We start from the raw sequence: 20111 nt of genomic DNA, 5'->3' as shown, positions 1-20111 counted from the left end.
CCCACGAACGCCGACGGGCCGGACCACCCTCGGGTGATCCGGCCCGTGACGACTTCCCGTGACGACTTCTTACGCCACTACTTCTTACGTCACTACTTCTTGCGACGCCGCCCGGTCTTGGCCTGCTTGCGCCGCTCCGCGCGCGTCAGACCGTCCGCCTCCGAGCGCACGGGCTCCTCGTCGCTCTCGAAGTCGCCCTCGACGGTGCCGCCCTCGCCGTCCACGGTCGGCGCCGAGAAGTGCAGGTTGCGCCGCTGCGGGGCGTCCAGACCCTTGGCGCGGATCTCCGGACGGGCCTGCGCCGGCACCACGTCCTGCTTCTCCATGTCGACCGGTGCCGCGTCCTCGACCGGCACCTCCTCGACCTGCTGCTCGACCTGGACCTCCAGGTTGAACAGGTAGCCGACGGACTCCTCCTTGATGCCGTCCATCATCGCGGAGAACATGTCGAAGCCCTCACGCTGGTACTCGACCAGCGGGTCCTTCTGCGCCATCGCGCGCAGGCCGATGCCCTCCTGGAGGTAGTCCATCTCGTAGAGGTGCTCACGCCACTTGCGGTCCAGGACCGACAGCACGACCCGCCGCTCCAGCTCACGCATGATCTCGGAGCCGAGCTGCTTCTCCCGCGACTCGTACTGCTCACGGATGTCGTCCTTGATGGACTCGGCGATGAACTCCGCGGTGAGCCCCGCCCGGTCGCCGGCCGCCTCCTCCAGCTCCTCCACGGTGATCTTCACCGGGTACAGCTGCTTGAAGGCGCCCCAGAGCCGGTCCAGGTCCCAGTCCTCGGCGAAGCCCTCCGCGGTCTCCGCCGACACGTACGCGTCGATCGTGTCGTCCATGAAGTGGTGGATCTGCTCCTGGAGGTCCTCGCCCTCCAGGACGCGACGCCGCTCGCCGTAGATGACCTCGCGCTGCCGGTTGAGGACCTCGTCGTACTTCAGGACGTTCTTGCGCGTCTCGAAGTTCTGCTGCTCGACCTGCGACTGCGCGGACGCGATGGCCCGCGTGACCATCTTGTTCTCGATCGGCACGTCGTCCGGCACGTTCGCCATGGACATCACGCGCTCCACCATCTGCGCCTTGAAAAGCCGCATCAGGTCATCGCCCAGCGACAGGTAGAAACGGGACTCGCCCGGGTCACCCTGACGGCCGGAACGACCGCGCAGCTGGTTGTCGATACGCCGCGACTCGTGCCGCTCGGTGCCCAGCACGTACAGCCCGCCGAGCTCCTCGACCTGCTCCTTCTCCGCCCTGACGGCCTGCTCGGCCTTCTCCAGGGCGGCCGGCAGTGCCGCGGCCCACTCCTCGATGTGCTCCTCCGGGTCGAGACCGCGCTGGCGCAGTTCCGCCTCCGCGAGGTCCTCCGGGTTGCCGCCCAGCTTGATGTCCGTACCACGACCGGCCATGTTCGTAGCCACCGTCACAGCGCCCCTGCGGCCCGCCTGCGCGACGATCTGCGCCTCACGGTCGTGCTGCTTGGCGTTCAGCACCTCGTGCTGGATGCCCCGCTTGCTGAGCTGCTGCGACAGGTACTCGGACTTCTCGACCGACGTCGTACCGACGAGGATCGGCTGGCCCTTCTCGTGCTTCTCGGCGATGTCGTCGACGACCGCCTCGAACTTCGCGACCTCGGTGCGGTAGATGAGGTCCGACTGGTCCTTGCGGACCATCGGCCTGTTCGTCGGGATCGGCACCACGCCGAGCTTGTAGATCTGGTGGAACTCGGCGGCCTCGGTCATCGCCGTACCGGTCATGCCGGACAGGCCGGGCAGTTCCTTGCCGTTGTGGTCGTGGCGCTTGTACAGGCGGAAGAAGTTCTGCAGGGTGATCGTCGCGAGCGTCTGGTTCTCGTCCTTGATGTCCACCCCTTCCTTCGCCTCGATCGCCTGGTGCATGCCCTCGTTGTAGCGGCGGCCCGCGAGGATACGGCCGGTGTGCTCGTCGACGATCATGACCTCGCCGTCGATGACGACGTAGTCCTTGTCCTTCTTGAAGAGCTCCTTCGCCTTGATGGCGTTGTTCAGGTAGCCCACCAGAGGCGTGTTCACCGACTCGTAGAGGTTGTCGATGCCCAGCCAGTCCTCGACCTTGGCGACACCGGCCTCGTGGATGGCGACCGTGCGCTTCTTCTCGTCGACCTCGTAGTCGCCGGTCTCCTCGATGCCCTTGAGCGGGTTGCCCGCCTCGCCGCGCTTGAGGCGCAGGACCAGCTTGGCGAAATCGCCGTACCACTTCGTCGCCTGGTCCGCCGGACCCGAGATGATCAGCGGCGTACGCGCCTCGTCGACCAGGATGGAGTCGACCTCGTCGACGATCGCGAAGTTGTGGCCGCGCTGGACGAGCTCGTCCTGGGACCACGCCATGTTGTCGCGCAGGTAGTCGAAGCCGAACTCGTTGTTCGTGCCGTACGTGATGTCGCAGGCGTACATCTCGCGGCGCTGGGCCGGCGTCATGTTGGCGAGGATGCAACCGACCGACAGCCCGAGGAACTTGTGGACACGACCCATCATCTCGGAGTCGCGCTCGGCCAGGTAGTCGTTGACCGTGATCAGGTGAACGCCGTCACCCGACAGAGCGTTCAGATACGCGGGCAGCGTGCCCACCAGGGTCTTGCCCTCACCGGTCTTCATCTCGGCGACATAGCCCAGGTGCAGGGCGGCACCACCCATGATCTGCACGTCGTAGTGACGCTGACCCAGGACACGCTTGGCGGCCTCACGCACCGTGGCGAACGCCTCCGGCAGCAGGTCGTCCAGCGTCTCGCCGTCGGCGTACCGCTGCTTGTACTCATCGGTGAGGGCCCGCAGCTCGGCGTCGGAGAGGTCGACGAAGTCCTCTTCGATGGAGTTGACCTGGTCCGCGATGCGGTGCAGCTTGCGCAGGATCTTGCCTTCGCCTGCACGCATGATCTTCGAGAGGACGGACACGGGGGTTGGTCTCCTTGCCGGTCGGGCCTGGGACGGTCGGTTTCATTTGACTTACTGAGCAACGGCCATCGTATGCGAGGACCCCGCCACGCCGGGAGGCCTGCCGTGACGCGGACCGCACACCGCCGGACGGCGGCGACGGATTTCTCCGTCACAGGCACAACGGCCGGGCCCCGCCGATGGTGCCGCGCCCACCGGACGAATTGCGCAAAAAGTGATCACCCGCTCACCCGGCGCGAAAAGATGGCGCCCGTCCCGGCCCCGCGCGCAGAATCAGCCGATGGAACCCGTCACCCTCACCACCGACCGCCTCGTCCTGCGCCCGGTCGGCCCCCGGGACACCGACGCGGTCCACGCCGCCGCCCAGGACCCCGACATCCAGCGCTGGACCACCATCCCCTCCCCCTACCTCGCCGAACACGCCCGCGGCTTCACCGAACAGCTCGCCCCCGAAGGCTGGGCGAACCGCTCGGTGTTCACCTTCGGCGTCTTCCTCCCCGACGACAGCCTCACCGGCCTCCTCAGCCTCACCATGCGCTCCCTCGACACCGCCGAGATCGGCTTCTGGACCACCAGGGAACACCGCGGCCACGGCTACACCACCGAGGCCACCGTCACCGCCTGCCGCTGGGCCTTCACCCACCTCGCCGTCGACCGCGTCGAATGGCGCGCGGAGGTCGGCAACACCGCCTCCCTCGCGGTCGCCCGGAACGCCGGCTTCACCCTGGAGGGCACCCTGCGCTCCGCGATCAACAACAAGGGCGTACGACGCGACTGCTGGGTGGCCTCCCTGCTCCCCTCAGACCTCGCCCTGCCCTCGGCGGCCCCCTACCTCCCGGCGCCGGCACACCCCGGCCCCACCACCGACCCCGCCTGAGCACGGGCGAACCCGCAGCTCAGCAGCGACTGTCAGACCCACCCCCTATCGTGCGCACCATGACGACCCCGCCCCCCGCCACCGAACTCTCCGCGGACGAGGCCCGCCGCATCGCCCTGCGCGCCCAGGGCTTCCTCGGCGTGCCCGACCGCAGAGCCGGCGTCCGCGGCGTCCTGCGCCACCTCGGCGCCGTCCAGCTCGACACCATCTCCGTCCTCGCCCGCTCCCACGAACTCATCCCCTACGCCCGCCTCGGAGCCGTCGGCCGCACCACCGTCGAGGACGCCTACTGGAAGCCCACCCCCGGCGCACCCGACGCCCGGCCCCACGCCTTCGAGTACTGGTCCCACGCCGCGTGCATCCTCCCCATCGAGGAGTGGCCCCACTTCGCCTTCCGCCGCCGCGCCTACCGCAACCGCCCGCACTGGAACCACACCCTCCCCGAGGGCACCTACGACCAGGTCGTCAAGCAACTGCGCGCCGAGGGCCCCCTCACCGCCACCGAACTGGGCGGCGCCAAGAGGACCAGCGAGTGGTGGGACTGGTCCGGCACCAAGGTCGCCGTCGAACGCGCCCTGATGTACGGCGAAGTGGTCTGCGTCGAACGCCGCGGCTGGAAGCGGGTCTACGACCTCGCCGAACGCGCCGTCCCCGCCGACCTGCTGCACGACGAACTCGACGACACCGAATGCCTGCGCCGCCTGGTCGGTCTCGCCGGCCGCGCCCTGGGCGTCGGCACGCGCGCGGACATCGCCGACTACCACCGTCTCAAGGGCGAACAGGTCGACGCCGTGATCGCCGACTCCGGTCTGGTCCCGGTCACCGTCGCCGGCTGGGGAAAACCGGCCTGGGCCGACCCGGCGGCCCTGGAGACGGCGCCCCGCGGCCGCCACCGCACGACGCTGCTCTCCCCCTTCGACTCCCTCGTCTGGGAGCGGGCCCGCACCGAACGCATCTTCGGCTTCACCCACCGCCTGGAGGCCTACGTGCCCAAACCCAAGCGGATCCACGGCTACTTCGCCATGCCGGTACTCGCCGGCGGCCGGCTCGTCGGCCGCGTCGATCCCGCCCGCGAGGGCCGCACCCTCGTCGCCCGGCAGATCACCCTGGACGGCCCCAAGGCCGTCCCCGCCGTCGTGCAGGCCCTGACCGAGGCGGCAAGCTGGGTGGACTGCACGGACGTACGAGTGGAACGCGTCGACGCGCCCGAACTGCGCGCCCCCCTCACCCAGGAACTCGCCCGGGCCCTCGCCTGACCGCCACCCCGACCGCATGGAGCACCGCACAGGACCACCGCACACGACCACCGCACCGGGACCGGCGCACCGGAGCTAGCGGATCTCGAGAATCTTCTCCCGCATCGCATACACCACCGCTTCCATCCTGGAGTGCAGCTGCAACTTCTCCAGAATGTTCCGCACATGGTTCTTCACGGTGTTCTCGGAGATGAACAACTCCTTGGCGATGTCCCGGTTGTTCATCCCCGTCGCGACGAGCTTGAGCACTTCCAGCTCACGGTCCGTCAACCGCGGCGCGGGCACCAGCCTGCGCTCATCGGTGCGCTGGATCATCGATTTGAACTCGGTCAGCAGTTTGGACGCCATCGAGGGACTGATCTGCGACTGCCCGTCCGCCACCGCCCGAATGGCCGTGGACACCTCGTCCGTGGAGATCTCCTTCAGGAGATAACCCGTCGCACCCGCCTTGATCGCCTCATAGAGATCGGCCTCCTCGTCGCTGATCGTCAACATGATGATCTTCGCGCTGGGAGCCACCTCCTTGATCGAGGTGCACGCCTCGATACCCCCGCGCTTCGGCATCCGTACGTCCATCAGCACGATGTCGGGGAGCAGATCGGCCGCCTTGTCCACGGCCTCCGCCCCGTCCCCCGCCTCACCGACGACCTGGATGTCCTCCTCCGCGGCGAGCACGATCTCCAGCCCGCGGCGGAACAGGGCATGGTCGTCCACCACCAGAACCCTGATCGGCTCCTTGCGGGGAGCGCCCCCGTCCGGGCCCATGCCGGCAACGCCCTCGACGGCATCCCCGTCATGCATCGGTCCGAAGCTGTCCGCCATCGTTCCTCCCCCTGAAGGCTGTGGCCGTGGTCGCGTGCCATCGCCAACGCAAGGCAACGACCCACCGGTTGAGCCGTTGCCGCCATGATTCCATGCCCGGACGACAACCCGGTGACGGAGCGATGCCCGAAGGGGCGCACAGGGGTGCCCCTGGGGGCGCACACGCGCTCCAGGGGCACCTGCTCAGCTGTCACCGGGGCGGGGTCAGCCGCCCAGCGCGCCGCCCGCCTCGGGGGCCGGAGCCTGGGCGACCATCGGGTCCGTGCTGAGGTGGATCACGCCGTAGTCGTAAGCGTGCCGCCGGTAGACGACGCTCGGCTCCTTCGTCTCGGAGTCGACGAAGAGATAGAAGTCGTGCCCGACCAGCTCCATCTCGTAAAGAGCCTGGTCAAGAGTCATGGGGGCGGCCACATGGGTCTTCTCGCGCACCACGAGCGGGCCGTCCCCCTGCACCTCCAGCGACCCGATCTTCTTCGTCGGCACGCTGTCGGGCTCTTCGGACGGGACGGGGTGGCCATTGCTGCCGAGGGTCGCGACGCCCGGCACGTGGTCGGCGACCTCCGCCGCCGAGATCCGCCGCGCGCCGCGCCGGGTGTAACGCTTGTCGTGCTGCTTGCGCAGCTGGGCGTCCAGCTTCTCCGCCGCCAGATCGAGTGCCGCGTACGGGTCGCTGGCCGCTGCCTCCGCACGGATCACCGGGCCGCGGGAGCGGAGCGTGATCTCCACTCGGTCGCACCGGTCGGCCTGTCGGGGGTTCGGCTCCTTGGACACCTCGACGTCGAGGCTCATCACCTTGCCGTCGAGCTTCTGGATCTTCTCCAGGTTCAGCTTCTCGGCCACGTGCTTGCGGAACCGCTCGGGCACCTCGGTCTTGCGGCCCTTGACGACGATGTCCACGCAGAACTCCGTTCCCGGATCGCTCCGCATCAGCGGCGGAGCATCTCCCTTTTGCACCAGGTTCCGGTGGACACCGGAACCTCGGACTCGGTGACTTCCACCTCCTCCTCCCCCATGGGCGAGATCTCCACCCCGGATGCCGCGATGATTACCTCAAAGCACAGCGCAGCATTCGGATTCGAGAGGTGTGGCCTGCGGCTTTCCCTCACAACCGAACATATCTCGCCCGGACGGATGTCGTCACCCTCTACTGCCGCGTACCCCCGTTCAGGTGAATTGGTCCTCTCAATACCTGCAACGACACCGGCCCCCGGTCAGTTCCGGTTCATTTCGAAAGCGTCCGGTGGCGCCGCGACGACGGCCGCGCACAGCAGGTCGGCGGACCGTGCCGCGCCCAGCGGCCGCACCAGCACCGGTACCGGGTCCGTACCTCCCTTCCACGCTTCAAACGGTCGTACCCCACTGCCTTCCCGGGCAGCGCTGTCGTACACGGCGGCCACGGCCTCTTCACCCGCCGCCCGGCCGGCCTCCCCAGCCCGGTGCGTGTCCACCGCCGGCGGGCCGGCCGGCCCAGCGGCCCGGTGTGTCTCCATCGCCGCCCGCACGGCACGCGCGGCCTCCGCGAGAGAGGCACCGGTCGTCACCAGGTCGTCGACGAGCACGACGGCGTCCGCATCGCACAACAGCCGCACGCCACCGGCCGCCACCGCCAGCGCGCCGAGCAGATTGTCCAGCCGCTGCCGCGAGTTGAGCCCCGTCTGATCGGCCACCACCCGCCGCTGACGCAACACCGCGGCCACCCGCACCGGCATCCCGGCCGCCCGCAGCTCCGCCGCCGCGGCCAGCGCGATCCGCCGGGCCGGATCATGCCCCCGGGAGCGGGTGGCGCGGCGCGCGGAGGGGACGGGGACGAGAAGCACGGCTCGCGATGGGGATGGGGGCCCCTCCCCCTCCCCCGCCTCCCCCAACCCCACCCGTACCGCCCCCGCCAGCGCCGTCCCCAGCGGTCGCGTCAGCGCCAGCGCGCCGCGCTCCTTGTGGGCCAGCAGCACGGCCCGTACCTCGTCCGCGTACCGGGCGGCCGCGTGCACGGCGGGCAGCCCGGGTGGCTCGGGGTCCGGCCGGACCCGGCGGGGCACGGTGCCGTGCAGCGCGGCGCGGCACCGGCGGCAGAGCACGGTGCGCGCCGTGCCGCAGCCACCGCACTCGGCCGGGAGCACCAGGCCGGAGAGGTCCTGCCACCACCGCCGAACGCTTTCCACACCGATCACTGTGCCAAGGCCGGGGAGGACCTGCCACCCCTGTGGAAAAGGTCTGGCGCGGGCCTGTGGAAAGTCCCGGAAGGCCTGAAGGAACAGGCCCGACGGCGCTCAGGCCGGACGAGGACCAGGCCCGGCGGCGCTCAGGCCGGACGAGGACCAGGACCGGCGAGGATCAGGACCGCCGGGTGCGTCGTCCCGGCCCTCGCCGGGACGCGGCCGTCCTCACCCCGGATAGAACGCGACGGAGCCGGTCTCCTTCAGCGTCCGCCAGCCGCTCCCGCCGGGCAGCCACAGCAGGCCCTCCTTGGAGGTGGCGAAGAGGGGGGCCTCGCTGTCCTCGGAGGCGGCGATGCTCGTGACCTCGGTGAGGCCGGGAAGCGTGCCGGTCTCGGGGATGGAGCCGTCGCTCTGGACGTACTGGACCTGTTCGACTCCGCCGGCTTCGCGGCCGACGACGACGAGCCTGTTGTCCCCGGCCCATGACATGGCGGTGACCTGTTCCAGGTCGGGGGTCGCGGAGCGCAGTTCCTGGACGGCGACGGTGGGCCGTTCGCCGCTCCTGTCGTGTTCGATCCGTCCGATGAGCAGGGACTGCTTGCCGCCCTGGTCGACGACGAGCGCGATCCGTACTCCGTCGGCGGCGACCCGTACGGTGTTGATCCGTCCGTCGAGGCCGGGGGTGAGTACCTGCAGCGGCTCGCCGCCGCCCTTCTCCAGAAGGAGCAGGCGCGGGTCGGCGGGGTCGCGGTCGGCGACCCACAGGTCGCCCTGGGCGTCCCAGCTGGGGGTGGTGAGCCGGTCGGTCTCGGTTTTGCCCTTGCTCAGGAGGACGGGTTCGCCGAGGGAGTTGCCGGCGACGGTGGAGGTGACGTAGAGCGCCTTGCCGTCGAGGGCGACGCCGGCCGCGCTGTGTTCGTCGCGGGCCACGGCGACCGAGCGCAGGGCCTGGGTGCCGTCGCCGAGCGCGCCGGGTACGGCTTCGGATCCGGCGCTGTCGCCGGCGTTCGTCCTGCGTACCAGGCGATGGCGGGCGTCGATGAAGTAGAGGTAGTCGGGTCGGCGTTCCGCACCGCGTTCGGCGACGGCGGCGGCCCGGTCCTCGGTGAGGGAGCAGAGCTGGTTTCCGCCGGCGCGTACTTCGACCTCGTCGACGGTGGGGTTGAGGCTCTGGAGGGTGAACAGCAGTTGCGCGGCCATTTCGTCGCACTTGCCGTGCCCGATGCGGGCCGCCTTGTCGTTGAGCGGCACGGTGAGCTTGTTCTGGTCGTCGGGTGCCAGTGAGGTGACGCCGGCGGTGAGTGCGGTGCCGGTGGGGAAGCTGGAGCGGACGACGGGGCGCAGCCAGCTGGTGGGCCCGTTGAGGAGGGAGCGCACCATCTCGGTCATGGGGTCGACGCGTTCGCGGACGTAGACGGGGTCGGCGACGGCCATGGGCTGTCCGGAGCCGGCGGACGTGGTGTGGGAGGCGAAGTAGTACTTGTTGAGCGACATGTAGTTGCGCTGGAAGTCGGATTTGCCCATGACGACGCCTTCGGGCAGCGCGTCGATGCGCCAGTGTCCGGTCTTCTTGTCGCGCGTGAGGTGCACCGTCCGGTCGTAGTCGCCGGAGGCGGGGGTGTAGGACTGCTGGGCGTCGATGGTGGCGACGCGGGTGCCGGTCAGCCGGAAGGCGAAGTCGTCGCCGTTCTCCCTGTTGCCGGAGCGGTCGGCCTGGGTGCCCGGTCCGTCCGCGAGGACCGTGGTGGACAGTTCGGGTCTCCACTGCTGTGCGGCGCTGGGGGTGAGGTACTGGCGCGCGGTGGAGTAGCCGGGGTCGTCACTGGTGAGGGCTTCGAGGAAACCCTGGACGATCTCGGCGGGGGGAGCGTCGTCGCGGGGCGGCATGGCGAAGACCCGGACCTGTGTCTCCTGGCGGGGGGTGGATTCGACGCCGCGCAGGTCGCCGCTGTCGGGCATCGAGGCGCATCCCGCCAGCAGTACGACACCGCACACGGCGTACGCCGCCCCGCGCACCGGCGTGCGCCGACGGCCCCCCTCGCGGTCAGCGCCCACGAAATGCCTCCCCTTGTTCGTTCGCGCCGTCGGTTTCCCTGTTCGTCCGGCTCGTCCGGCCGGGTGTCTCACCGTGTGCCCCGTCTCCGGTGGGCGGGTCCGGTGGGCGGGTGTCGGAGGCGGGCCGGGGCACGACGCGCGCGCCGTTCCCGGGCAGTGCCGTCGGGTCGGCGGTGGCGGCCACGGTGCCCTGCCGGGGTGCCAGGGGTGCTCGTCCGGACGAACGCTGCTCGTCGGCGGGCTGGAGGGGCACGGTGGCGCTCTTCTCGCTTCCGCCGCGCGGCAGGCCTGCCTCGTTGAGTCCGCGGTTGCGGCGGGAGTCCTTGGGTTCCAGGGGTATCGGCGAGCCCCGCAGGGGTTCGTCCGCGGTCCTGGGCAGGGTGAGCCGGAACTGTGAGCCGCCTCCGGGTTCGCCCCAGGCCTGGAGCCAGCCGCCGTGCAGGCGGGCGTCCTCCAGGGCGATGGACAGTCCGAGGCCGGTGCCGCCGGTGGTACGCGCGCGTGCCGGGTCGGCGCGCCAGAAGCGGCTGAACACGCGGGTGGCCTCGCCGGGCTTGAGTCCGACGCCGTAGTCGCGGACGGCGATGGCGACGGCTCCGCCGGCGCTGGCGAGTTTGACGACGACGTCCTTGCCGTCGCCGTGTTCGACGGCGTTGACGACGAGGTTGCGCAGGACGCGTTCCACCCGGCGGGTGTCGGCCTCGGCGACGACGGGCTGCTGGTCGCCGCGGACGCGTATGGACGTGCCCTTGCGTTCGGCGAGGGGGGCGGCTCCGCTGACGACACGGCGTACGACTTCGCGCAGGTCGACGGGTTCGGCCTCGAGGGCGGCGGCGCCCGCGTCGAAGCGGCTGATCTCGAGGAGGTCGGCGAGGAGGGATTCGAAGCGGTCGAGCTGGTCGGCGAGGAGTTCCGCCGAGCGGGCGGTGACGGGGTCGAAGTCCTCGCGGGCCTCGTGGATGACGTCGGCGGCCATCCGTACGGTCGTCAGGGGTGTGCGCAGCTCGTGCGACACGTCGGACACGAACCGCCGCTGCATCCGTGACAGGTCCTCCAGCTGCTGGATCTTGAGCTGGAGGTTCTGCGCCATCTTGTTGAAGGCTTCGCCGAGTCGTGCGATGTCGTCCTCGCCGGTGACCTTCATGCGTTCCTGGAGGTGTCCGGCGGAGAGGCGTTCGGCGATGCCGGCGGCCATCCGCACGGGGGTGACGACCTGCCGTACGACGAGCCAGGCGATGGCTCCGAGGAGGACGACGACGAAGAGTCCGGCGGTGGCGAGGGTGCCTCTGACGAGGCTGAGGGACTTCTCCTCCTGGGTGAGCGGGAAGAGGTAGTACAGCTCGTAGGGGTCGCCGTTGGGGTCGTTGACCCGTTTGCCGATGACGAGGGCCGGCTGGGACTCCTTGTCGCTGAGGTAGATGATGCGGGAGTACCTCTGGACGGCGCCGGTGCTGCTGTTGACGCGTTCGCGCAGGACGTCGGGGACGCTCTTGTTGGGGTCGACGGAGCCGGAGGCCCGGGGCCCGCGGCCGCCGCCGCTGTCGTCGCCGGGGGGCAGGGTGACCACGTCGAAGGCGCCCTGGCCGCCGCTGGACAGCGACAGCACGAGTTCGCTCATCCATTCGATGACGTTCTGGGAGGCGCGGCCCTCCGGGCTGTTCCCGTCGTCGGCGGCGGCGCCGGCCGCTTCGTCGGCCTTCTGCTTGGCCACGGCGAAGCCGCCGGTGGCCTGGCTCTGGGAGGCCTTGACCTTGGCGTCGAGCAGCCCGTTGCGTACCTGCCCGATGACGACGAAGCCGAGCAGCAGGACGACGCCCAGCGACATCAGCAGGGTCGTGGCGACGACCTTGAGCTGGATGTTGCGCCGCCACAGCCGCATGACGGGCAGCAGCGGCCTGCGTATCCAGCGCAGCAGCAGCCGCAGGACGGGGCTGTTGCGCACGCCGCCCTGGAGGAGCCCGCCGGCGAAGAGGTGGGCGAAGCGCGATCCCGTCTGCCGCGGACCGACAGGCCGCTCCGGACGGGCCCCGGACCGGCCGGGGGCCGAAGCGGCACTGTCCTTGGACATGTCAGCTCGGTCCGGCCTTGTAACCGACGCCGCGGACGGTCACCACGATCTCGGGCCGCTCCGGGTCCTTCTCGACCTTGGAGCGCAGCCGCTGTACGTGCACGTTGACCAGGCGGGTGTCGGCGGCGTGCCGGTAGCCCCACACCTGCTCGAGCAGCACTTCCCGCGTGAACACCTGCCAGGGCTTGCGGGCCAGCGCGACCAGCAGGTCGAACTCCAGCGGGGTCAGCGCGATCGACTGCCCGTCGCGTTTCACGGAGTGGCCGGCCACGTCGATGACGAGGTCACCGATGGTGAGCTGCTCGGGAGCGGGTTCCTCGGACCTCCGCAGCCTCGCCCGGATCCGGGCGACCAGCTCCTTCGGCTTGAACGGCTTCACGATGTAGTCGTCGGCGCCCGATTCGAGGCCCACGACGACATCGACGGTGTCGCTCTTGGCCGTGAGCATGACGATCGGCACCCCGGACTCCGCCCTGATCAGGCGGCACACCTCGATACCGTCCCGTCCGGGCAGCATCAGGTCCAACAGCACCAGGTCGGGCTTCGCCTCACGGAAAGCGGCCAGCGCCTTGTCGCCGTCGGCTACGAAAGACGGCTCAAAACCTTCACCACGCAACACGATGCCGAGCATCTCGGCCAGTGCGGTGTCGTCGTCGACGACAAGGACTCGTCCCTTCATAAACGACATCATCCCATTCTCATAACAGTGACAGTGGCGCTGGTGAGCAGGGTCACTGGCCCGTGACGATAGTCGTAGGGAACGGTCACTGTCTGCCCCGGCCCCCGGCAGCGCGCTCGGCGCCCGCCCGGAGGCCGCCGACAGCACCCGTGGGACAAGAGGTGCGGAGGCCGCCCCGCGGGGCGGCCGTCCCCTCACTCCGTGGTCGCGTGCCGTGCCCTGGCGCACAGCTCCGCCAGGCCCTCGGCCGTCACCGGCGAGACGACCCCCTCCTCCGTGACGATCGCCGTGACCAGCTCGGGCGGCGTCACGTCGAACGCCGGGTTGTACGCCTGCGTCCCCAGGGGCGCCACCGGGATCCCGCCCCCCGCTCCCGACATGGGCGCCTGCGGCGCGGCCATCTCCGTCACCTCGAACCCGGGCCGCTGCTCGACCTCGATGGACGCCCCGTCGGCGGTGTCCGGGTCGACCGTCGTCAGCGGCGCCACCACGATGAACGGCACATGGTGGTACCGGGCGAGCACGGCGAGCGGATAGCTCCCCACCTTGTTGGCGACGGACCCGTCCGCCGCGATGCGGTCGGCCCCGATCAGCACGGCGTCGACCTCGCCGGCCGCGAACAGCGACCCCGCCGCGTTGTCGGTGAGCAGCGTGCAGGCCATGCCGCTGCGCGCGGCCTCGTACGCCGTCAGCCGGGCGCCCTGGAGCAGCGGACGGGTCTCGTCCATCCACAGCCGTCGCAGCCGGCCCGCCCGGTGCGCCGCGAGAGCAACCGCGAACGCGGTCCCCTCGCCGCCCGACACCAGCGAACCGGTGTTGCAGTGCGTGAGGACCCGGTGCCCGCCGCCGGGCAGCAGCTCGTCGAGGAGCGCCAGCCCGTGCTCGGCCATCCGGGCACTGGCCTCGGCGTCCTCCCGGTGCAGTTGCCGCGCCGCGGCCAGGGCCGCACGGGCCCCCTGCTCCGGGCTGCCGCCCTTGGCGACCTCCGCCTGGTAGGCGTCACGGGCGCGGCGCACCCCGACGGACAGGTTCACCGCGGTGGGCCGGGCGCCCGCGAGGGCGTCCGCCGCCTCGTCCACGGCGAAGCCGCGCGCGGCGGCGAGCGCGACTCCGTACGCCCCGGCGATCCCGAGCAGCGGCGCCCCGCGCACGGCGAGCGAACCGATCGCCTCCACCAGCGCCGACGCGTCCGTACAGACCAGTTCCACCTCCTCGGCCGGCAGCCTCGTCTGGTCGAGAAGCACCAGCACGGGGCCTTCGGGTGGTTCCTCCCAGCGGATCGCCGGTACCTCGGTGGGCCGCTTGTCATCGCCGGATTGCGCGTACTGATCAGCCATGCCGTCAGTGTGCCCGTTATCGGCCGGACAATCGAAGGCGCGCAGCCCGGACCGCGGCCGATCCGCCGTCGACCACCCCATGGCACGATGGCTCCCAACCTGCCGCCGCGACCGCGGACGGGCACCGTGAAGGAGCGACGATGAACGACACTCCGGGCTGGGCCTCGCCCGGATCCGCCCCGCCCGACGGACAGGAGCCCGGGACGTCCACGCCTCCCGAGCCTGCCGACCGGCCCGGCGGCAGACAGCCCGCGGACCGGCCGGCCCCGAACCAGCAGGGCCCCGGCACGCAGTGGTCCCCGCAGCAGCCGCCACCCGGCCAGTGGGCCGCGCCGACAGGCGCCCACAACCCGGGCCAGGCCCCTCCGCCACCACCCCCCGGCACCGGCTGGGGCACCCGCCCGCCCACCGGCCCCGGTGGTTACGGCGGATACGGCGCTCCCGGTGGCTGGGGCGGCCCCCCGCCCGCGGCCAAGCCGGGCGTCGTCCCGCTGCGCCCGCTCGGCGTGGGGGAAATCCTCGACGGCGCCGTCTCCACCATGCGCACCTACTGGCGCACGGTCCTCGGCATCTCCCTGACCGTCGCCGTCGTCGTGGAGGTCATCGTCGTCCTTCTGCAGGGCCTGGTCCTGAAGGAGTCCACGAGCACGGCCGCGCTCGGCGACCCGAGCGCCACGGTCGACGAACAGCTCGACGCCATGGGCTCCGTCCTGCTCAACTCCGGTGTCATCTTCCTGGTCAGCCTGGTCGGCACCATCACGGCGACCGCGCTCCTGACCACCGTCACCAGCCGCGCCGTCCTCGGCAAGCCGGTCACCAGCGGCGAGGCGTGGCGCGACGCCCGCCCCCAGCTGCTCAAACTGTTCGGCCTGATCCTCCTGCTGCTGCTGACGGTGACCGCTGTCGCCGTCGTCTGCGTCCTGCCGGGCGCCCTGCTGGGCGGCGCCGCGGGCGACGTCCTCACCGCCATGGGCAGCATCGGATCGGTCGTCCTCGCGGTGTCGCTGCTGGTCCGCTTCTCCCTCGCCTCGCCGGCCCTGATGCTGGAGAAGCAGGGCATCAAAAAGGCTCTGACCCGGTCCGCGAAGCTCGTCCGCGGTTCCTGGTGGCGGGTCTTCGGCATCCAGGTGCTCTCCCTGATCATCGCGAACCTCGTCGCCATGATCATCGCCGTGCCCTTCGCCCTGCTCGGCGCCGCCCTCGGGCCCGGCGGTCTCAGCGCCTTCACGGACACCGACACCGAGCTCGGCTGGACGTACCTCATCGTCAGCGGCGTCGGCTCGGTCATCGGCTCCCTCATCACGTTCCCGATCACGGCGGGCGTCGCCGTGCTCCTCTACGTCGACCAGCGCATCCGCCGCGAGGCCCTCGACCTCGACCTGGCCCGCGCCGCCGGCATACAGGGCTACGGAACCCCCACCCCCGGCACCACCCCGGGGAGTTGATGCGGTGAGGCTTGCGGGGGGAGTTCTCACAGCGGCACCGGCAGGCCCGCCCACGGCTGCACCGCCCGGCCCGGCCCGCACGGCCCTGTCGGGCGCCGCCGACCGCGCCGGGCACGCCTTGTCGCGGGCGGCAGACGGCACTCCGCTGTCGTGGGCGCGCTCGGGCGGCGAACCACCGGTGACCGTCCCCCGTGACCCCGCGCGCGAGGCGGCCCGCCGCGAGCTGTCCAAGCGGCTGTACCACGAGAACGATCCCAGCCTGTTCGAACGTGCCCTGAACACCTTCTGGGACTGGCTCGACGGCCTGTTCGGCGCCGCCTCGACCGCCGCCCCGGGAGGAGTGCTCGGCCTGGTGGTCATCGTCCTGGCCGTCGCCGCCGCGGTGGCCGCGCTGTGGTGGCGCCTCGGCACCCCCGGCCGCCGACCCGCCGCCGCGGCGCCCCTGTTCGACGACCGTCCCCGCAGCGCCGCCGGCCACCGTGCGGCCGCCGAGGCACACGCCGCCCAGGGCCACTGGAACCAGGCCGTCCAGGAACGCATGCGCGCCATCGTCCGCTCCCTGGAGGAACGCGCCCTCCTCGACACCCGCCCCGGCCGCACCGCCGACGAGGCAGCCGCGGAAGCCGGCCGCACCCTTCCCGCCCACACCGCCCGACTCCGCTCCGCCGCTCGCGACTTCGACGACGTCACATACGGCGGCCGCACCGCCACCGAGCAGGCGTACACCCGCATCGCCGGCCTCGACCGCGACCTGGACGGCACCAAACCCCACCTCACGCACGACAGCGCCCCCACCGCGGCCCAGCACACCCGCCAGGACGCCGAATGACCACCGCGGCCACGCCCCCGGCCACCTCGGCCTCGCCCACCGCCCGCCAGATGTGGACCCGCTCGCGCGGCGTCGTCCTCGCCTTCGCGCTCCTCCTGGCCGGCGCAGCGGTCCTCGCCACCCTGCGCTCCGACGCCCGCCACAGCGCCCTCGACCCCCGCTCCGGGGATCCCTACGGCAGCCGCGCCGTCGCCGAACTCCTCGCCGACCACGGCGTTTCGACCCGCGTCGTCACCACCTTGGCCGAAGCCCGCGCCGCGACGGGCCCCGACACCACCCTCCTGGTCGCCGCCCCCGACCTGCTGGCGGAACGCCGCCAGCAGGAACTGCGCTCGGCGACAGCCGGCTCCGGCGGCCGCACGGTTCTCGTCGCCCCCGGGCCCCGGTCCGTCGAAACCCTCGCCCCCGGCGTCACCGCGGACCCCGCCACCAGCCGCGCCTCCACCCTCGACCCCGACTGCGCGCTGCCCGCCGCGCAGCGCGCCGGCAGTGCCGACACCGGCGGCATCCGCTACACCACCACCCGACGCGACGCCGACGAGTGCTACCCCAGCAACCGCCTGGCCACCCTGGTCCGCGTCCCGGACACAGCCGGCGACCGCGACGGCGACACCGTCGTCCTCGGGGCGCCCGACATCTTCCACAACGACCGCCTCGACGAGCAGGGCAACGCCTCCCTCGCCCTCCAGCTCCTCGGCTCCCGCCCGCATCTGATCTGGTACCTCCCCTCGCTCTCCGACACCTCGGCCGCCGACCAGGACGAGGAAAAGAGCTTCTTCGACCTGATCCCCTCAGGCTGGCTCTGGGGCACACTGCAACTCTTCGTCGCGGCAGCCCTCGCCGCCCTCTGGCGGGCACGCCGGCTCGGTCCCCTCGTCCCCGAGAAACTCCCCGTCGCGATCCGTGCCTCCGAAACCGTCGAAGGCCGCGCCCGCCTCTACCGCAGGGCCGACGCGCGCGACCGCGCGGCCACCGCTCTTCGCTCCGCCACCCGCACCCGCCTCGCCCCTCTCGTAGGCGTCCCCGTCTCCCAGGCACACACGCCCGAGACCCTCCTCCCCGCCCTGTCCATCCACCTCGACGGCGACGGACAGCCCCTGCACCCCCTCCTCTTCGGCCCGCCACCCACCGACGACACGGGCCTGATCACCCTCGCCGACCAACTCGACGCCCTCGAAAGAGAGGTACGCCGTCCATGATGGACCCGACCACTGACAACGCCGGGACCACCGGGGACCCGGGCAGTGCCCGCGCCTCCCTGGAAGCCCTGCGCGCCGAGATCGCGAAGGCCGTGGTCGGCCAGGACCCCGCCGTGACCGGCCTCGTCGTCGCCCTCCTCTGCCGCGGACACGTACTCCTCGAGGGAGTCCCCGGAGTGGCCAAGACATTGCTCGTCCGCGCCCTCGCTTCCGCACTGGAACTCGACACCAAACGCGTCCAGTTCACCCCCGACCTCATGCCGAGCGACGTCACAGGCTCCCTCGTCTACGACAGCCGCAGCGCCGAGTTCTCCTTCCAGCCGGGCCCGGTCTTCACCAACCTCCTTCTCGCCGACGAGATCAACCGCACCCCGCCGAAGACCCAGTCCTCCCTCCTCGAAGCCATGGAGGAACGCCAGGTCACCGTCGACGGCACCGCCCGCCCCCTCCCCGACCCGTTCCTGGTCGCCGCGACCCAGAACCCGGTCGAGTACGAAGGCACCTACCCCCTCCCCGAAGCCCAGCTGGACCGATTTCTCCTCAAGCTCACCGTCCCGCTCCCCTCCCGCCAGGACGAGATCGACGTCCTCACCCGCCACGCCGAGGGCTTCGACCCCCGCGACCTGCGCGCCGCCGGCGTCCGCCCGGTGGCCGGCCCCGCGGACCTCGAAGCCGCCCGCTCCGCAGTCGCCGGCACCACCGTCTCCCCCGAGATCACGGCCTACGTCGTCGACCTCTGCCGAGCCACCCGCACGTCTCCCTCCCTCACTCTCGGCGTGTCCCCGCGCGGCGCAACGGCTCTCCTTGCCACCGCCCGCGCCTGGGCCTGGCTGACCGGCCGCGACTACGTCATCCCCGACGACGTCAAAGCCCTCGCCCTCCCCACCCTCCGGCACCGCGTCCAACTCCGCCCGGAGGCCGAAATGGAAGGCGTCACCGCCGACTCGGTCATCACCGCGATCCTCACCCACGTCCCCGTCCCCCGCTGATGGCCCTCACCGGACGCACCGCCCTCCTGGCGGCCCTGGGCTCCCTCCCCGTCGGCATCTGGGCGCCCAGCTGGACAGGCATCCTCGCCGTCAACGCTCCCTTGGCCATCGCCTGCGCCTGCGACTTCGCCCTCGCGGCCCCCGTACGCCGCCTGCGCCTGACACGCTCCGGTGACACCTCCGTGCGCCTCGGCGACACGGCGGACGTCACCCTCACGATCACCAACCCTTCCCGCCGCCTGCTGCGCGCCGACGTCCGCGACGCCTGGCCGCCCAGCAGCTGGCAGCCGGGCACCGAAATCGCCGCCTCCCGTCACGAGACCACCGTCCCCGCCGGCGAGCGCCGCCGTATCACCACCCGACTGCGCCCCACCCGCCGCGGCGACCGCCACGCCGACCGCGTCACCGTCCGCTCCTACGGCCCCCTGCGCCTCTTCTCCCGCCAGGGCACCCACACGATCCCCTGGTCCGTGCGGGTTCTTCCCGCCTTCACCAGCCGCAAGCACCTGCCCTCGAAACTCGCTCGTCTGCGTGAACTCGACGGCCGCACCAACGTCCTGACCCGCGGCGAAGGCACGGAATTCGACAGTCTGCGCGAGTACGTGCCCGGCGACGACACCCGGTCCATCGACTGGCGCGCCACAGCCCGGCAGAGCACGGTCGCCGTCCGCACCTGGCGCCCCGAACGTGACCGCCACATCCTCCTGGTCCTCGACACCGGCCGCACCTCCGCGGGCCGAGTGGGCGACGCACCCCGCCTCGACGCCTCGATGGACGCGGCCCTGCTCCTGGCCGCCCTGGCATCCCGCGCCGGCGACCGCGTCGACCTCCTCGCCTACGACCGCCGCGTACGCGCCCTCGTCCAAGGCCGCACAGCCAGAGAGACCCTCCCCTCCGTGGTGAACGCCATGGCATCCCTCGAACCGGAACTGGTCGAGACAGACGCTCGTGGTCTCACCGCCACAGCACTGCGAACGGCCCCCCGCAGCTCACTGATCGTTCTGCTGACCACGCTCGACACCGCGCCGGTCGAAGAGGGCCTGCTACCGGTCCTCCCGCAACTCACCCGGCGCCACACCGTCGTGGTGGCCTCGGTGGCCGACCCGTACATCGCCCGCATGGCCGCGGCCCGCGGAACCACCGAAGCGGTCTACGAAGCAGCGGCCGCAGCCCAGGCGCAATCAGAACGGTCCCGCACCGCAGAGCAGCTCCGCCGCCACGGAGTCACCATCGTCGACGCCACCCCGGACGAACTGGCGCCGGCACTGGCCGATGCCTACCTGGCTCTGAAAGCGGCAGGCCGTCTGTAAAGCAAAAAGGGCTCCTCAAAGGGAGCCCTTACATCCAGACGCGCATAACCGTAAACGCAGGAAGCCCCCGTGCCATCGGCACGGGGGTCTCCCGGAATGATTGTTCGGCGGCGTCCTACTCTCCCACAGGGTCCCCCCTGCAGTACCATCGGCGCTGTG

General features: G+C 71.3%; 15 protein-coding genes. 7 read left to right on the top strand and 8 right to left on the bottom strand.

Going from position 1 to position 20111, the window contains the following annotated elements; genetic code table 11:
• Positions 1 to 92 precede the first annotated feature (92 nt).
• Complete coding sequence (gene secA / locus ACIP5W_RS27810) at positions 93 to 2930, bottom strand: preprotein translocase subunit SecA (RefSeq protein ID WP_401479112.1); 2838 nt, start codon at positions 2928 to 2930, stop codon at positions 93 to 95.
• Positions 2931 to 3210: 280 nt separating this feature from the next.
• Here secA and ACIP5W_RS27805 point away from each other — a divergent pair, with 280 nt between their 5' ends.
• Positions 3211 to 3807 (top strand): GNAT family N-acetyltransferase, encoded by a 597-nt coding sequence (locus tag ACIP5W_RS27805; protein ID WP_401479109.1) that lies wholly within the window; start codon positions 3211 to 3213, stop codon positions 3805 to 3807.
• 59 nt (positions 3808 to 3866) lie between these two features.
• Positions 3867 to 5063 carry a winged helix-turn-helix domain-containing protein gene (locus ACIP5W_RS27800; RefSeq protein ID WP_401479106.1) on the top strand — a complete coding sequence of 399 codons (1197 nt, stop codon included), beginning with the start codon at positions 3867 to 3869 and terminating at the stop codon, positions 5061 to 5063.
• Positions 5064 to 5138: 75 nt separating this feature from the next.
• Here ACIP5W_RS27800 and ACIP5W_RS27795 read toward each other — a convergent pair whose 3' ends face one another.
• From ACIP5W_RS27795 to mtnA, 7 genes are all read right to left on the bottom strand, one after another.
• Positions 5139 to 5885, bottom strand: a complete 747-nt coding sequence (locus tag ACIP5W_RS27795; protein WP_401479103.1) for a response regulator — start codon at positions 5883 to 5885, stop codon at positions 5139 to 5141.
• A 204-nt stretch (positions 5886 to 6089) separates the two neighbouring features.
• Entirely contained in the window at positions 6090 to 6782 is a 693-nt protein-coding gene (gene hpf, locus ACIP5W_RS27790; protein WP_401479382.1) for a ribosome hibernation-promoting factor, HPF/YfiA family, read from the bottom strand.
• A 314-nt stretch (positions 6783 to 7096) separates the two neighbouring features.
• Positions 7097 to 8044 carry a ComF family protein gene (locus ACIP5W_RS27785; protein WP_401479100.1) on the bottom strand — a complete coding sequence of 316 codons (948 nt, stop codon included), beginning with the start codon at positions 8042 to 8044 and terminating at the stop codon, positions 7097 to 7099.
• Between the two features lie 222 nt (positions 8045 to 8266).
• Positions 8267 to 10096: an LpqB family beta-propeller domain-containing protein gene (locus ACIP5W_RS27780; RefSeq protein ID WP_401479097.1), complete on the bottom strand. Its 1830-nt coding sequence runs from the start codon at positions 10094 to 10096 to the stop codon at positions 8267 to 8269.
• Positions 10086 to 12164, bottom strand: coding sequence for an MtrAB system histidine kinase MtrB (gene mtrB, locus ACIP5W_RS27775; protein WP_401479094.1), 2079 nt, complete (start codon positions 12162 to 12164; stop codon positions 10086 to 10088). The genes ACIP5W_RS27780 and mtrB overlap by 11 nt, the downstream gene beginning before the upstream one ends.
• Position 12165: 1 nt before the next feature.
• Positions 12166 to 12855 carry a two-component system response regulator MtrA gene (gene mtrA, locus ACIP5W_RS27770; protein WP_005316841.1) on the bottom strand — a complete coding sequence of 230 codons (690 nt, stop codon included), beginning with the start codon at positions 12853 to 12855 and terminating at the stop codon, positions 12166 to 12168.
• Positions 12856 to 13037: 182 nt separating this feature from the next.
• Complete coding sequence (gene mtnA, locus ACIP5W_RS27765; RefSeq protein WP_401479090.1) at positions 13038 to 14180, bottom strand: S-methyl-5-thioribose-1-phosphate isomerase; 1143 nt, start codon at positions 14178 to 14180, stop codon at positions 13038 to 13040.
• A 140-nt stretch (positions 14181 to 14320) separates the two neighbouring features.
• Here mtnA and ACIP5W_RS27760 point away from each other — a divergent pair, with 140 nt between their 5' ends.
• Genes ACIP5W_RS27760 through ACIP5W_RS27740 form a run of 5 tightly spaced genes read left to right on the top strand, consistent with a single transcriptional unit; the run spans position 14321 to position 19952 of the window.
• Positions 14321 to 15625 (top strand): hypothetical protein, encoded by a 1305-nt coding sequence (locus ACIP5W_RS27760; RefSeq protein WP_401479087.1) that lies wholly within the window; start codon positions 14321 to 14323, stop codon positions 15623 to 15625.
• Between the two features lie 4 nt (positions 15626 to 15629).
• Positions 15630 to 16454 (top strand): DUF4129 domain-containing protein, encoded by an 825-nt coding sequence (locus tag ACIP5W_RS27755; protein ID WP_401479084.1) that lies wholly within the window; start codon positions 15630 to 15632, stop codon positions 16452 to 16454.
• Positions 16451 to 17653, top strand: a complete 1203-nt coding sequence (locus ACIP5W_RS27750; protein WP_401479081.1) for a DUF4350 domain-containing protein — start codon at positions 16451 to 16453, stop codon at positions 17651 to 17653. The genes ACIP5W_RS27755 and ACIP5W_RS27750 overlap by 4 nt, the downstream gene beginning before the upstream one ends.
• Positions 17653 to 18642 (top strand): AAA family ATPase, encoded by a 990-nt coding sequence (locus ACIP5W_RS27745; protein ID WP_401479379.1) that lies wholly within the window; start codon positions 17653 to 17655, stop codon positions 18640 to 18642. The genes ACIP5W_RS27750 and ACIP5W_RS27745 overlap by 1 nt, the downstream gene beginning before the upstream one ends.
• Positions 18642 to 19952 (top strand): DUF58 domain-containing protein, encoded by a 1311-nt coding sequence (locus tag ACIP5W_RS27740; RefSeq protein ID WP_401479078.1) that lies wholly within the window; start codon positions 18642 to 18644, stop codon positions 19950 to 19952. Before ACIP5W_RS27745 ends, ACIP5W_RS27740 begins: the two co-directional genes overlap by 1 nt.
• Positions 19953 to 20111: the final 159 nt, after the last annotated feature.

The sequence above is a fragment of the Streptomyces sp. NPDC088766 genome (assembly GCF_044750845.1).
GTDB lineage: Bacteria > Actinomycetota > Actinomycetes > Streptomycetales > Streptomycetaceae > Streptomyces.
This window is presented reverse-complemented; position numbering and strand designations above follow the sequence as displayed.